The organism is Haloarcula terrestris (assembly GCF_031624315.1).
Lineage (GTDB): Archaea > Halobacteriota > Halobacteria > Halobacteriales > Haloarculaceae > Haloarcula > Haloarcula terrestris.
Genome location: NZ_JAMQOM010000003.1, coordinates 551,137 through 566,178, shown reverse-complemented (window position 1 = coordinate 566,178; position 15,042 = coordinate 551,137). Strand labels below are relative to the sequence as shown.

At 64.0% G+C, this 15,042-nt stretch carries 11 protein-coding genes; 8 read left to right on the top strand and 3 right to left on the bottom strand.

Annotation, left to right across the window (positions count from 1 at the left end):
- Positions 1–55 precede the first annotated feature (55 nt).
- The 8 genes from NDI54_RS09925 to NDI54_RS09890 all read left to right on the top strand — a co-directional run bounded on the left by NDI54_RS09925 (position 56) and on the right by NDI54_RS09890 (position 11,856).
- Positions 56–2,134: a hypothetical protein gene (locus NDI54_RS09925; protein WP_310896288.1), complete on the top strand. Its 2,079-nt coding sequence runs from the start codon at positions 56–58 to the stop codon at positions 2,132–2,134.
- A gap of 118 nt (positions 2,135–2,252) precedes the next feature.
- Positions 2,253–3,773 carry a hypothetical protein gene (locus tag NDI54_RS09920; protein ID WP_310896287.1) on the top strand — a complete coding sequence of 507 codons (1,521 nt, stop codon included), beginning with the start codon at positions 2,253–2,255 and terminating at the stop codon, positions 3,771–3,773.
- A 65-nt stretch (positions 3,774–3,838) separates the two neighbouring features.
- Positions 3,839–5,527, top strand: coding sequence for a sodium:phosphate symporter (locus NDI54_RS09915; protein WP_310896286.1), 1,689 nt, complete (start codon positions 3,839–3,841; stop codon positions 5,525–5,527).
- A 90-nt stretch (positions 5,528–5,617) separates the two neighbouring features.
- The gene (locus tag NDI54_RS09910; RefSeq protein ID WP_310896285.1) at positions 5,618–6,319 is read left to right on the top strand and encodes an ABC transporter ATP-binding protein; all 702 of its coding nucleotides are present in this window, start codon (positions 5,618–5,620) and stop codon (positions 6,317–6,319) included.
- A 6-nt stretch (positions 6,320–6,325) separates the two neighbouring features.
- Positions 6,326–9,391 carry an ABC transporter permease gene (locus NDI54_RS09905; protein ID WP_310896284.1) on the top strand — a complete coding sequence of 1,022 codons (3,066 nt, stop codon included), beginning with the start codon at positions 6,326–6,328 and terminating at the stop codon, positions 9,389–9,391.
- A 92-nt stretch (positions 9,392–9,483) separates the two neighbouring features.
- Entirely contained in the window at positions 9,484–9,759 is a 276-nt protein-coding gene (locus NDI54_RS09900; protein ID WP_310896283.1) for a hypothetical protein, read from the top strand.
- On the top strand, positions 9,759–10,853 hold the full coding sequence (locus NDI54_RS09895) for a DUF4350 domain-containing protein (RefSeq protein ID WP_310896282.1): 1,095 nt from the start codon (positions 9,759–9,761) through the stop codon (positions 10,851–10,853). The genes NDI54_RS09900 and NDI54_RS09895 overlap by 1 nt, the downstream gene beginning before the upstream one ends.
- On the top strand, positions 10,846–11,856 hold the full coding sequence (locus NDI54_RS09890) for an AAA family ATPase (RefSeq protein WP_310896281.1): 1,011 nt from the start codon (positions 10,846–10,848) through the stop codon (positions 11,854–11,856). Before NDI54_RS09895 ends, NDI54_RS09890 begins: the two co-directional genes overlap by 8 nt.
- A gap of 14 nt (positions 11,857–11,870) precedes the next feature.
- Here NDI54_RS09890 and NDI54_RS09885 read toward each other — a convergent pair whose 3' ends face one another.
- From NDI54_RS09885 to NDI54_RS09875, 3 genes are read right to left on the bottom strand one after another with little or no spacing between them, the layout of a single operon-like run.
- Positions 11,871–12,824 (bottom strand): hypothetical protein, encoded by a 954-nt coding sequence (locus tag NDI54_RS09885; RefSeq protein ID WP_310896280.1) that lies wholly within the window; start codon positions 12,822–12,824, stop codon positions 11,871–11,873.
- Positions 12,821–13,309 carry a hypothetical protein gene (locus NDI54_RS09880; RefSeq protein ID WP_310896279.1) on the bottom strand — a complete coding sequence of 163 codons (489 nt, stop codon included), beginning with the start codon at positions 13,307–13,309 and terminating at the stop codon, positions 12,821–12,823. Before NDI54_RS09880 ends, NDI54_RS09885 begins: the two co-directional genes overlap by 4 nt.
- Complete coding sequence (locus tag NDI54_RS09875; RefSeq protein WP_310896278.1) at positions 13,306–14,748, bottom strand: DUF58 domain-containing protein; 1,443 nt, start codon at positions 14,746–14,748, stop codon at positions 13,306–13,308. Before NDI54_RS09875 ends, NDI54_RS09880 begins: the two co-directional genes overlap by 4 nt.
- Positions 14,749–15,042: the final 294 nt, after the last annotated feature.

Here is a 15,042-nt window from a genome sequence, read left to right as displayed (position 1 = left end):
ACTCGTCACCCTGGCAGTGGTAGGACTTACAGCAGGTGTGGGTGGGGTGGCGGCGATGCAAGCCGACGATGGGGGTCCGGATATGAACCGTCAGGTAGAGACGCCGACGCCGGACAACGAAACCCAGCAACAAAACCCGGATTCGGTGTCTGACGGCGAGTACAGCGACGAGACGGCCGCCTGGCTGGCTCGGACGATGGGTGCCCAGCTTGAAAACAGCAGTATCGCGTTATCGAACGAGCAGTACGACCGGGCGCGGTCTGTCCTCGGTGACGACTACAACGAACGTCTGGAGCAGTACGTCGAGGTCGCCGGTGATACCTCCTCGGAAGCAGACGACGCTGCCGCGAGAGAGTTCGAAGCAGCCCGTGGGAACCAGCAGAACTTCACGAACGAGGTACAGCGGTACCGCCAGCAGTACGCCGCGTATCAGGCCGCACGGGAGACCGGGAACGAGCGGGAAGCACGCATCACTGCCCGTCAGATGGAGCGGACAGCGGCGAACATCTCCGATACCAGACAGCGACTGAATCGGAACTTTGAACAGATTGAGAACACCACCACGGTCGACCTCTCCGAGGGACAGGGCGAGATCAACGAGACGACGGCGAATATCACGGCGACGCAGTCGGAGGTCCGGGAAGAAACGCTCGTTGGAACGACGCTCACGGTGCAGGCGAGAGACTCGACCGCGTCGTTCAGCGAACCGGGAACCATCACCGGGCAGCTACAGGCCGAGAACGGATCAGTCATCGCCGATGCGCAGGTCGAACTCAGGGTCGAGAACCGGACCCGAACGGTCCAGACTGATTCCAACGGGGCGTTCGAAACCCGGTATCGCCCGCGCTCGGCCAGACTTGGGTCACAGTCCGTGGAGGTCGAATATATACCAAGTGCCGACTCAGTGTACCTGACAGACAACGCCACGTTCACGATCACAGTCCAGCAGGTGACACCCGACGTGACGAGCGATATCTCGCCGGAGACAGTGGGCTACGGCGACCGACTCGACGCCTCGGCGTCCGTGACCGCCGATTCGACCGTTGTGACGGACATTCCGGTCGAGTTCGTCATGGGCGACACCGCCGTCGCACGGACGACGACCGGACCGAATGGGAGCGTCACGGCAGCGGTCCGAGTCCCGGCATCAGTAGACGACGGTGATCGGCAGGTCGTCGCCCGGATCCCATACCAGGACCGCGCTATCGCCGGTTCACAGTCGGAGCATCCCGTTGTCGTCGTCGAGACCCAGACGGATCTCTCAGTAAGCGCATCACGCACGGACGATGGGATTCTGGCCCGCGGCCGGCTACAGACCGTCGATGGGGCCCCTGTCGCCAATCTCCCGGTTCGTCTGCAGGTTGGTGCCGGTGAGACGCAGGTCGTCGAGACGACCCGGAACGGGTCGTTCCGAGCTGTAATCGCGGACCCGCAATCCGGGGAATCGGTTACCGTTACTGCCACCTACGACGAGCCGCGTTCGAACCTCGGTAACGCGACCGCAACGGCAACAGTCGGCGCAGGGGCCGGCGGTGGCAATCCACCGGTCGGCTCCGGTTCGGACCGGGATATCCTCATTGATACGTTGCTGGGAATCCTGTTCGGGTCTGACGAGAACCCGGGAATCAGCTTCGGAAACGGAGTCATCGGATACAGCTGGCTGCCTGTTCTCGGGGGCGGAATGGCGTTGATCGTCGTCGGCGCGTCCTGGTTCGTCGTGTCGCGGTTCAATCAGTCTGAGGACGCGGAGACGACTGCACCGGCAGGCACAGTCGACTCATCGACGATAGAGCCTGACCAGTTGACGACCTCGTCGGACGACACCGGCCCAACGTTCGAAGACCGTGTCGATACGTATCTGGACAGCGGAAACTACGACGCCGCAACGATGCTGGCCTACACCGTCGTTCACGACGAGCTAGTGAGCGAAAACGGCATCAGCGAGGGGATGACTCACTGGGAACTGCTTCAGCAAAGTCGGCAACACGATGTCTCCGAAGAACTGGTTGCAGACATCGAGACAGTTGTCGAGGCCTTCGAGATGGCGGCGTTCGCATCCGTGTCGGTCGACCCGTCACGCGCCGAAGCGGCCGTCGAACGCGCCCGAGAGATCAGGTCGAACGGTACCAAGTGACCGCCAAGTCACAGCTTGCGTTCCTGTATGCTTCCAGTTCCTTTCGAGGTTGCCATCGTTCAGCACTCAGCAGCGGAAACGATAAGAAGAATGTGTGTACACCCTGATATACTCGATAGTGACAGCTCCACAGCAGTGGCTCGTCGGTGCCTGGACGGTTCTGCTGGTCCTGCTCGTCGGGATCAGTGGATCGACAGCCGCTGCTACCGACAGCGCCGGAACAGCGATGCAGACCCAGACGGGGACTGTAAACACGACGCTCGACGTGCAGGACCTCTCTGGCCCGATTTCCTACACGAACCCCGGGACCATCCGCGGCACGTTGCGGACAGCAAACGGGATGCCCGTCGCAAACGAGGAGATCAGCCTCGAAGTCGAAAACCGAACGCGACTCGTCGAGACCGACGGCGACGGATCGTTCGCCTTCCAGTACCGGCCGCGGTCGGCTCGGACCGGGACCACCGACGTTGTGATCCGATACGTCCCGGCCCAGTCAGCACCGTATCGCGGCGACACGGCGACAGTCACCGCCGACATAGCGCAGGTGACACCGACGCTTGCTCTCGACCGGTCACCCTCCAGTCTCGTCAACGGAGACGAACTGACAGTCACGACAGCGGTTCGCGTCGACGGCACGGGTATCAGCGATGTCCCGGTCGAATTACGCATCGGCGGGACGCTGTTCAAGCGCCTGGTGACCGGCGGCAACGGGACTGCGACGACGACCATCAGGCTGCCGGCGAGTGTGCCGACTGGTGAGCAGTCCGTTTCGGCCGTAATTCCGTACGAAGACCGGGCAATTGCCGGCGCGCGTGCCACCGACTCGATTACGGTCGAGCCCCGGCCGGTGGCGTTGTCGATGGACGCGGCCCGCGAAAGCGGTGCCATCGCTGTGAATGGGACGCTGACAACTAACGACGGACAGGCCGTGCGCGGGCAGCCCGTTCAGATCTTGGTTGACGGGGAGCCACAGGGTAGTGTCGAAACCGATGCAAACGGGGCCTTCAGCACACGGCTTCCCACGGAAGGAACTAGCTCAGTGACCGTCACTGCGAGATACGACGCAGCGGGCACGAATTTCGGGACGGGTGAGGCCTCGACGACCGTCGACCTGTCGGGCAGCCCACAGACTATCGCTTCACAGATCCGTTCGTACCTGACAGTCCCGGTTATCGCCGCGCTGCTGACCGGGGTCGTTCTCATTGTTCTCGAAATCACTGTCCGCCGTCTGGGCCTGTTTGCCGATGCCGTCCCCGAGTCCGAGGAAGCGACCGTCGCCACGGACAGCGATGAAACCGAGGCCCCCGAGTCGACAGCCGACACCTCCGCATCGACCGGCAGTCCGACCGACCGGATGGGGCACGCCCTCGCGGCCGGCGAGTACGACTCGGCGGTGACGATGGCGTACGAATCGGTCTCCGAGGAACTCAAAGACTCGTCGGGGTTTCAGAACGGGAAGACCCACTGGGAGCTACTGGACTGGTGTGAGGACAGCGCTCTCAGTGCAGATCAGGTCGAGGCAGTCCGGACCGTCGTGGAGGCGTACGACAGCGCGGCCTTCTCGGCCGACACGCTTGACCACGACAGTGCCGAAGCCGCGGTCGAACGCGCCCGGGACTTCCAGGTCGACGACGTTTGACTGGCCCCGAGCCGGCCGCCGGAATGCGATAACTATCTTACACCCACCCGCTGTAGGGACGGGCAATGAGTGACGGCCGGAAGGGGCGACTGCTGCTCATCGTGGCTGTGGTGGCCGTTGCAGTCGCTGCGCGCCTGACGACGCTCCACTGGACACCGCTGCCCTCAACGCTAGACGGATTCGGCTACGTCGCTCTGGCTAGGGACGCGCTTGAGACCGGAACGTTCCCGTTCACGCGGTTCCGCGCGGACAACATCGTGTTCACCGCTGTTCTGACGCTCGTCGGCGCAGTCACCGGCGAGCGGCCGCTGTATATCGCTCAGCCAGTCGTCGCGATCACCGGGGCGGCATCCTGCCTGACCGCGATGGCGCTTGTCAAACGGCTCGCACAATCGATTCGCTGGCGTCACTCGCGAACGACTCTAGCGATGGGCATCGTCGGGATGGGGCTCGCGGTCGAAGGCATCTATCTCCGGCGAACCGGACAGACGGACGAGGAGGCACTGGCGTTCCTGTTGCTCCCGCTGTTTGCGATTGCCGTCCACCGGTTGCTTACGACCGACCGCTACAGACGCCGCTGGGGCGCGGTCGTGGTGGTCCTGTTCGCTGTCTTCCCGCTCCTGCATACGTTCAGTTCGCTTATCGTCGGATTGGTGCTTACGGGCGTGTTGGCCGCACACCTCGCCCGGATTCCGTCACGTCGTGACGCCGGCACCGCGCTGGCCGTCGTCGCTGGCTTCTGGGTGTACATGTGGGGGTACTACCGGCTTGCGGAACAGTCGGTCTTCGTGGTCCCGTACGTCGACCGTATCAGCGCGTATCCGGGGCTGTTCCTGGCGTGGGTCGTCGTGCTTGTGGCGACGCTGATCTGGTTCCAGCGGACAAGCGCCCGCCTGCAGCGAGCGACGCTGGGCGGCGCGGTCGGGCTCTGGTTCCTGACGCTCGCCGTCAACGCCACACAGACCGTGTTTCCCGGGACACAGACCACACCGGTCGGCCTCCTGGTGCTTGTCGCGGCCTTCGCCGTCCCGGTGGTGTTTGCGGTCGTCGGGCTTCCGCGTGCCAGCCGCGACCGCCGGCGCATCGGCCCGGTCGTGCTGGCGCTGCTGCTTGCGCCGATCGTCATCGTGTACTTTTCGCTGACCGCGTCGCTGACGCCGGAGTACTACGCGACGGCGCTGCGCGGACAGACGTTCGTTCACCTCCCCGTGTTCGTCCTCGCCGGCATCGGCGTCGCGTCCGTCGCCTATCGGCGGTCCCCGACACCGGATGGCGGGCTCGGAACGCCCGGAACCCCCAGCCACCGGCTCGCGACCGTTCTGACGGTCCTCATCGTGGTCGCCGCAGTCGTGACGATGCCCATCGCGTTCGTCAACCTCGACACCTTCGCGTTCCCGACCGGAGCGACCGAATCGCAGTTCGCGGCCGCGACGTTCACCGCGGACCACGTCGACGAGCAGTGGGCCTCGGACCACCCGTTCCACCAAATCGTCGACCTGTACTACCCGGGTGCGACCAACGGGACGTACCAGCCGATCGCGCGGTGGCTCGGTGGGGGACCAAAGCCCACCTGCCCGACGCTGACGAGGGCTTCCTGGGGAACCACCGGAGCCCATCTGTTCCCGGCCGGGAGCGAGAAGACCACACCGGCAGCGCTGGCCGAGTGGCGCTACGAGCACGACGTGGTCTACGATACCCGCAGTCTCGATTCGGTGTACCTCGTTCGGCCGGGCGGGAATCGGACGAGCTGCTGAGCGACGGCGGTTCAATCGCGCCCTCCGAGCCTCGTCTTGACTGGGTATGTAACCGTGGCATACAATACGGGGCCGGCGGAAAGACAGACAATGACTGATCCCGTCCTCGTCGGGTCGGACCTGTGTGTCACACGGCGAGGGACCAAGATTCTCGACGGCGTCTCTCTCACGGTCGGGTCCGACGCGGCGATGCTCGTCCAGGGGCCGAGTGGGGCCGGGAAGTCGACGCTGTTCAACGTCCTCGGACTGCTAGAGCCGCCGTCTAGCGGTCGGCTGGAGATCGACGGCCGGGACGCGAGTAAACTATCCGAGCGCCAACGCGCTAGCCTCCGGCGAACGACGCTCGGGTTCGTGTTTCAGGACTTCCAGCTCATCGGTGACCTCACCGCGCGCGAGAACGCGTCACTCCCGCAGGAACACGCCGGCGACCGCGACCCTGACTGGCTGGACACGCTGTTTGACCGCCTCGGTATCGCCGCACTCGAAGATCAGTACCCCGCGACGCTGAGCGGGGGCGAGAAACAGCGGGTCGCCATCGCACGGGCGCTCGCCAACCGTCCCGAGATCGTCCTCGCCGATGAACCGACCGGCCAGCTAGACCCGGACACGGCCGAGTCGGTGCTGAACCTCCTGTTTAGCATGAAGGAATCGACGGAAACCGCGCTCGTCGTCATCAGCCACGACCCGCAACTGGCCCAGCGGTTCGACGAACGGCTGTTCATCCGCGGCGGCACGCTCGTCTCCGACGCCGCCTCGACACCGGATGCGAGCCCGTCCACGGAGACGAACTAACGACCGATGGGATACCGAAATGCCCTCCTGTTTCGCTGGTCCAGACGGGACCGGCTCACCGTCGTTGTCGTCGCCGTGACGGCCGCGTTTCTCATCGGGACGGTCTTGCTGTTGTTCACCGCCGTCACGTACTCGGAGACGTTCGCCGAACCGCTTGCGAACTCCGGGACAGTCACCTACCATGACGCGGCAAACGGCCCGCCAGACCCCGACGGGGATGTCACTGTGCTCCCGACAGCGACGGCGACCGCAAACGGGACCGAGGTTCGTCTCGTCGGCATCCCACCCGATACGCCCAGAGTGCTCATCGAGGGGTCGGCCCAGTGGCAGGAAGGCCGATTACCGACGATTCCGGACGGCGTCGACGGTCGGGGGCCTGTCTCCCAGCAGCGGACCCGAACGGTCAGCGGGGCCAACGGGATGCTCTCGCTCTCGGTCGTGCCACAGGAGCGCGGGACGACGTTCCTCTCCAACCAGTGGTACGCGACGAACGCCTCGACCGCACAGCAGGTTGGGGTCACGGGCTATTTCGTCATCGATCACAGCCCGAGCGGGACCGGGCTGGGAAGCCTGCCCAGCGAGGGAGCACCGCTCGTCAGCGCGCTCCTGTACGTGCTGGGTGGCCTAGAGCAGGTCCTCTGGGCGCTGGGGATCGCGGCGGCCGCCGGCGGACTGTTGGTCCTCATCGTCGTCTACAACGTCACGAAGATGAGCGTCCGCGACCGACTCGACGCGATCCGGGTCATCCGCTCGACCGGCGCGTCAGGCTGGCGCGTGGGACTCCTGTTTACGCTTCGTGCCGGCTTGCTCGTGACGACCGGCGTGGTTCTGGGCTATGCTGTCGGGCTCATTCTCATCAAAGCGCTGGTCAACGTCGCGATTTACGTCGGACTGCCCATCGCGCTCGATGTCACCGTTACGGGACAGAGCGCGACGGTCGTCGGCGGCGTCGTCGGTGTCTTCGTTCTGATGGGACTCGTCGCCGGCGCGCTTGCGGCTTACCCCGCCGCGACTCGCCCGCCGGCCTCGCTCGGTAGCCGGCACGCCCGGGGCGGTCAGTCCGGGCAGTCGACGCTTGCGACGCTCAAAAACTGGGTCAGACCGACGTTCCTGTCGTGGCGCTCGGTCGTGCCGACAGCGGCAACGTTGACGGTGTTCGGCATCACGTTCCTGCTCGTCGTCTCCCTGGCCGGCCTTGCCTCACCGCTCGGCGGCGGCGGAGGCAACTCCGGAACCATCACCGAAGCCGGCGCGCCTCATCCGCTGAACAGTCGCCTCGACGCCGAGTACGCGTCGGCGCTCCGGGCCGACGGGACGCCGGCCAGCCCGGAGATTATCTACGCGCAGGTTTCCGACGGCCAACCCTATATGGCCCACGGGGCGGAGTACGACGCGTTCGCGAACGTCACCGGAGCCACGCTGGTCGAGGGCCAGCGACCACAGCGACACGACGAGGCCGTCATCGGGAACGACCTCGCACAGACTCTCGATGTCGAAGTCGGCGACGAACTGACCGTCAGTGGGAGCGTCAAGCCCGGGATTCGCCGGGTCACCATCGTCGGACGGTACGACGCCCCGAGAACGCTCGATGACCTGCTCATTCTGCCGCTTGACTCCGCGGCCGACCTGGCGACCGGGCCGGGACAGGTCCACATGATTCGCGTCAAGGGGCCGGTGTCCGAGATCGACGACGCCGACGGTGTCGCTGCCAACCAGTCGGGCGCTGTCGTGACGGGGCTATCCGGTCCGGGGCGAGTCACGAAGGGTGACACTGTCAACCTCTCCGTCGCTGTGCGAAACGTCGGCAGCGAGCGGGCAACCCGAGAGGTCACCGTCCAGTATCGGGGCGACCAGCAAACGACGACGGTGGCTGTCCCACCGGGACAGGAGCGGACCGGGACCGTCTCCTTTACCGCGTCGGAACTGGGGACCGCAAACGCCACTGCCGGGGAGTACGCCCACGCGGTGACCGTCGTCTCGCCGGACGCCATCGAGATCCCGAACCAGTTACCGTCACAGGCTCCGCCGGGGTCGGGACTCTCCGTTCCTGTCGTCACGAAAACCGGAGAGCGCGTTTCCAACGCCACCGTCTCGGTGAACGGACCATCGATCAGAACGGGATCGAGCGGCGTCGCCGTCGTGCCCCTGCCCCGCGAACCCGGGAACTACACGATAACCGCTCGCTCGGGGGACCAGACGGCGACACACGACATTCAGATCGTTCGGGGAACCGAGCGGGAACTGTACGCGGAGCTGTCGATCTCGCCGTCCACGGGGTCAGTCTTGACGACCCCGACGCTCACCATCGGGCTGGCAAACCCTTGGCAGGAACCGATCACGCGCGACGTGGGCGTCATCGGCCCCGGCGTCACCGAGAACCGAACCGTCTACATGCCGCCCGGAAACGTCACGCAGACCCGGTTCTCGCCGGGCGGCGGACGGGGCCAGCCTGGCACGTACACCTACCGGGTGACGGCCAACGGCACTACGCTTACAACGGCGGACTACACGGTGACCGGCGACCGCCGGCTGGCCTCCGCGGTGGCAAGTAGCGGGTCCTACGCGTCCGGCACCCCTATCGAACGCTCCGTCGAGGGCGTGTTCGGGAACGTCCAGTTGATTCTGGGCGTTCTCGTCGCGCTCTCGGCGCTGAGTACCGTCGGCAGTACCACGGCGACGTTCGCACAGGGGGTCCACGCACGCCGCCAGGCTATCGGCATCCATCGGTCGACCGGCGCGACCCAGTGGCGCGTCCTGCGGACGATTCTGGCCGATATCGCCCGTATCGCCGTCCCCGCAACGGGCCTCGCGCTGGTGCTTTCTGTCGCTGCACTGCAGGTGCTTGAACGGGCCGGCTGGCTCGTCTTCTTCGGGTTCCGCCTCTCCGCGCGGACGCCGCCGACCATCCTCGCAGCGATCTTTGCTGGTGGTGTCTCGCTTGCGCTGTTCGGCGCGCTCGTCGCGACGGTCCCGTATCTGACGGCGTCGCCGGTGTCGCTGCTCCCGAGCGGTGACCGGACACGCACCCCCGACGACGAGTCAACTGACGCGAGACAACCTAGCGACGACTGAACCGAACTGCTAGATCAATTGTCAGTTCATACTGTTTCAGCCGGCGACCGTCGGTCGGAACTTTGACTGTCTGCCGAAGACAACGCCGTGGCATGGCGACCCGACAGCGCCAGCAGTTCATCTACGGGCATCTCATGTGGGTGCTTGGCACAATCCTCGTGTTGACCCTGCTGGATGCGCTGACCCTAGAGCTGTTTTTCGTCGTGTCGCTGATCGGGTTTCTCGTTACTGTCGAACTGGTCGCACCACAGGCCGTGTCGCCGCGCTGGCGACGGCGGCTCTGGTGGCTCATCGGCCTGGGGCTGATGGGCTTTGCCTACGTGGTCATCAAACGGATCCTCGAGATTCTACCCCCGGGGCTGGTCTGATGGCGTCGACATCGCTCTCTGCTGGTTCTCGGCTGCCGTCGCTCAGCCTCCCACAAGTCCTGCTGGCCGCCTACGCCGTCCTCACAGTCATCGCCCTCGTCTACGCTGCGAGCACGTCCTCGGCAGCGTTCGGCGTGTACAACTCCCAGTGGGACGGTGCGGGGGAACTCCGAGGTATCGCCGCCGACGCCGGCGCAAACGTGACCGTCGGGACGAACGTGAGCCAGTATCCGACCACTGGTGCAGACGGCACCGTCGCCGTCGTTCTCTCGCCGGAAGAACCGTACTCGTCGCGCGAGCGAACACGTATCGCCGAGTTCGTCCAGAGCGGCGGCACGCTCGTCGTCGCCGAGGATTACCGGCCACAGGGGAATGCCCTGCTCGCTGCCGTCGGTGCGGACGCGCGCTTCGACGGCCGCCCGGTGTACGATAACCAGAATTACTACCGGAACTCCTCGTTCCCAGAAGCGACGCCTGCGGGCGACTATCCGGAGACGGCGGGCGTTGACACCGTCGTCCTCAATTACGGCACGACTGTCAGGGCCGGCAACGCTACGACGCTCGTCAACACCTCCGAGTTCGCCTATCTCGACACCAACGGGAATGCTGAACTCGACAACGAGGAGGAGTTGGGGTCCCGGCCCGTCGTCACGAGCGAATCGGTCGGCGACGGTCGTGTCATCGCTGTCGGCGACCCGAGTGTCTTCGTGAACGCGATGCTCGAACGCGGCGACAACAGACGGTTCGTCCGGAACCTCCTCGCTGACCACGAGGCCGCGCTGCTGGATTACTCACACGCCAGCAGCGTCCCGCCGGTGGCCGCCGCCATACTGGCCGTGCAGCGGTCCGACGCGCTGTTACTGTTCTGTGGCGTCGTTCTGGTTGGGACGCTGCTCGTGTTCGACCGCCGGCTCGACGAACGGTTCCGGGACCGACTCCGGGCATACAGAGGTCACGATACCGACCCACATCTGTCCCCGGACAGCGTCGAGCAGTATCTCAGGAGCCGTCATCCGGACTGGGAGAGCGCTCAGATCGAGCGTGTAACGGAAGCCGTTATTAAACAGCGGTCCGAACGTCAACGCAATGACTGATCCGTCGGTACTGTACGACCGTCTCAAGCAGGAGACGGATACAGTTCTCATCGGTAACGAAGAAATCCTCCGCCATATTACGGTAGCGATGTTGACACGTGGCCATGTGCTTCTAGAAGGGGTCCCTGGCGTCGCGAAAACCACGATCGCCACACTCGTCGCCAACGCGACCGATCTCCAGCACTCACGGGTTCAGATGACACCTGACCTCCTTCCCGCGGACATCACCGGGACGACGGTGTACCACCAGCGAAACGGGGAGTTCGAACTCCAGAAAGGTCCGGTGTTTACGAACCTGGTCATCGCTGACGAGATCAACCGCGCGCCGCCGAAAACACAGAGCGCGCTGCTCGAAGCGATGCAGGAGGGACAGGTGTCCATCGAGGGGTCGACGCTGAAACTCCCGACGCCGTTTACCGTCGTTGCGACGATGAACCCACTGGAGATGGAAGGGACGTTCAAGCTCCCGGAGGCCCAGCGCGACCGGTTCCAGATGAAACTCGTCACTGAGATTCCGGACGCCGACGAGGAGCGCGCGATTCTCGATCGGTTCGACTCGAATCCCACACTCGATGCGGACGCTATCTCGCAGGTCATCTCCCGGGACGAACTCCTACGTGCTCGAAACGAGATCCCCGAGACGCACATCGAAGACAGCGTCAAGGAGTACATTCTCTCCATTATCGCCGCAACGCGGGACCACCGGAACGTCGTTCATGGGGCCTCACCGCGGGCGGCGATTGCGCTCCAGAACACGTCGAAAGCGGTCGCGCGGCTGAACGGCCGGGAGTACGTTATTCCGGATGATGTCAAAGAGATGGCGCTCCCGGTGTTGCGCCATCGGTTGATCTTGAACAGCGACGCCGAACTGAGCCAGATCAACTCCGAGGCGGTTATCGAGGAAATCCTCCAGTCAATCACGCCGCCCGGCTCCGACACCGACCACAGCGCGAGCGTCGAGCCGGCAGTCGGTGACGGCGGGACGACAGGCGAGTTCGAGTAGCGAACGGGTGGCTATTAGTCGGTCTCCGGCGTCGCGTCTTGTGCCGGAGCCATCGCGGTATCGGACTCGTTCGGTGAGTCCTCGCCGACGGAGTCCCACGAGACCGTCACGACACCGCTGAACCGGTCGTCGTCGTGTGTATCGGCGGTGACCGGTCGATCAAGGCCCGTGGCAAACCCCACAGCGAGCAGGGACACCACCGGGTGATCCAGCTGATTGATGTCGCCAAACGCTGGATTGTCGACAGCGATGGACGCGTGTCGATTCTCGGAGTCGATTTCGACCATCGTGTCGTCGACGACCTCGAACTGCTCGGCCAGCGACGCGGTCAGTTGCGTCGCTATCGTGCCGGGGTCGTCACCGAGGTCGCCCGACAGCGTGCGGTCGAACTCGGTGTAAAGGCGGTCGCCGGTCGGCGGGAGCGAGACGCCCTGCCCCGCTTCGACAGCGCTCGTGACGAACAACTCTCCCAACCGCTCCGTGTCCGGAATAACATACTCGACGTGCTGTGGGACGAACAGGCGCGCGTTCGTCTCCGGGCGCGACGGCGTCGGGACGTACACCGCCTCGGTCTGGAGTTCCAGTTCCCTGACGAGGTGCTGTTCGACATCGGCCAGCGTGGTGAACACCGTGTCACTGACCGACGCCGAGACGAACCGCTCGGGCGTGAGATAGAACGTCACGATGCCGGCGAACACGCCGGTCCCACCGAACGCGATGAAGACGGTCTGCAAGGTCGGAAAGAGGAACGCCGCTATGAGAGACAGCCCGCCGACCGCAAAAAACCCCAACGCGGTCCGCCTGAACGTCGTCCGCTTTGCACGTGCGTAGGAGTCACGTAACCGTCGGTTCTCTTCCCGCAGTACTTCTAACTCCGCTTCGAGTGTTTGAGGGTCCTGGACGACATCCGTCTGTTGGTCGTGTTCATCGGCCGATGCCTCCGATTGCGTTGGTTCGGGTTGACTCATGGGATATCACTGTCCGACGCTGTGTCTGCAGTCACGATGTCGAGGTCAATCAGGAGATAGCGGTGGAGCAGGTAGCCGACAACTGCGGCCCCGGAAAGGAGGCTGCCCCCGACCAGAAGCGGCTCCACGTTCCACCGCCAGAGCGACAGCCAGGCGAACCCGCCAAGCAGCGGAACGACACCCGCGACCAGGCTACCGGCGACCCGGCCGTCGGGTGTCCCGACAGCCATCGAAAGCAACGTCACGAGTAAGCCGCCCTCGACGAGAGCGAGTGTCAGCAGCGACGGGGCATCGACTGCGACGAGGGCGATCTGCCCGAACACCACCGCGAGAACGGGTGTCCCGACCAGGTAGAGGCCTCCGAGTGCAATACCGGTGAGCACGAGCCATATCGGTCTGCCCCGGGCGAGCCCGCTTGTCGCGACGATGATCCCGAGCAGGCCGATCCCGGTTGGAAGCGGGTCAAGCGACTGTTTCAGACTCATACGTGCTCCCCCTCGGTGTTTGCCGGGCTACCGGCCAGAATCGTCGATATCTGGTCCGGCGAGCCGACTTCGTAGGCGGTTACTGACCCGATTTCGTTCAGTTCTCGCCGGAACTGATCGAAGTCCCGATACCGTTCGTATGCGGCGTCGAGATCCGTAATGATGTCCGGGTCGAAGGCCACAGTCGGTGTGATGAACACGACGACCTCCGTCGCGTTGCGTCTGGCCAGTCCAACCGTGTTCCGTAGCTCCGTTCGATTACTGTCGTCGGTACAGATGACTACCAGGTCCGCGGCGCGTATCCCGAACGGTGCCGCCTGGAACCCGTTGTACAGTGGCTGGTTCGGGAGGTGACGTTTCGATCCGACAGCGTCACGATACGCGAGCAGCGTGGTCTCCATCGGCGACCGTGTCCCCGCCGTCGGATTCTCTGGGGGAGCTATCGAACCGGTCCACGTCGTTGCTCCGGTGGCCACAGCGTGCGTCTCAGCTTCGGCAGTGAGGTCGTTGATCCGGTGTTGGGCCGATTTGTACGCCTCGGTTCTCGCGACGGGGACCACTGAGTCCGTCACGCCCTCGTCGTCGACCGTGAGATAGCCCAACGGGTCGCGGATCGTTTCGGCACGCTGTCGGAAGGCCGCGGCGACCGGTTTGAGATGGGCCAACTTCGTCTCTCCGGGCGGTCCGTCGTCCATTGTGTGACGGTGATCGAGGAGCAACACGACGCTCCGGCTGCTCTCGGCTTCGTAGTTTCGGACGTGGGCCTCGTCTAACCTGGCGGTCGCTTTCCAGTCAACGTATTTCAACGCGTCTCCCGGGACGTACTTTCGGATTTCCTCGGCTGACAGACCCCCTGTCCGCCCGCGAGCGTCGTGTTCACCGACACCACGTAGTAGCCGCTTCCCGCTCTGTCCGACGTGAATCGGACCCACAGACGGCGACTCCACGGTTATTTCCGGGCCTGCATCAGCCGTGAACGATTGTGTGAATAGCCCGACTCTGTCGGTGACTGTGACTGTTGGGCCTGGAACAGTGTGGTCACCGACGGTTTCCCACATCAGCGGAACCGTTACTGATGACGACTGCATCGAGGCGTCGAGTTCGATTGTCGGAGCAGGGTCCGCCTCCAGCCGTGCTGCGAGTGGAACCGTCGCCTCGACGGACAGCGGCATGTGGTCCCCGTCGGCGTCAACCGATGCCTGAAGTGTGTATTTCGTTTCGATATCGGGCCGTACACGGGATCGATCGAGTGACTGACTGACGGTAAGTCCGTCCGTGATCCGTGAAACCGCACGGACGAACGCTAGTTGCAGCGCGAGCAGCCAGCCTGTGAGCCCGACGGCACCGACGATTAACAGCGGCGCATCGAGGAGCACACCACCGACGAAAAGGCTGCCCACAGCGGTGAGTGTGAGCCAGAACCGCCGGGTAACACGCATTAGCAGCCGTTACTGAACGGAGACCATTGAAGATACCGACAGACACAGATCGGCTCCGTAGTATCCTCGTTCGGAATCTAATATCGAATTTAATATTGATATTTGGAGAATTACTTACTTAACCTGCAACCGACGATTAGTGCCTTAATGATGGTCCAGTGGCCTATTATGGATTACATGCTGCGCTGCTTCCAATCATTCTCTTTAGATATCAATATTAGTTCTGAGTTTGCCTTTCGCTTCTTTTCCGCTGTCAAACACCGTCTTGCGAACACCCAACTCAGGCGACTACCG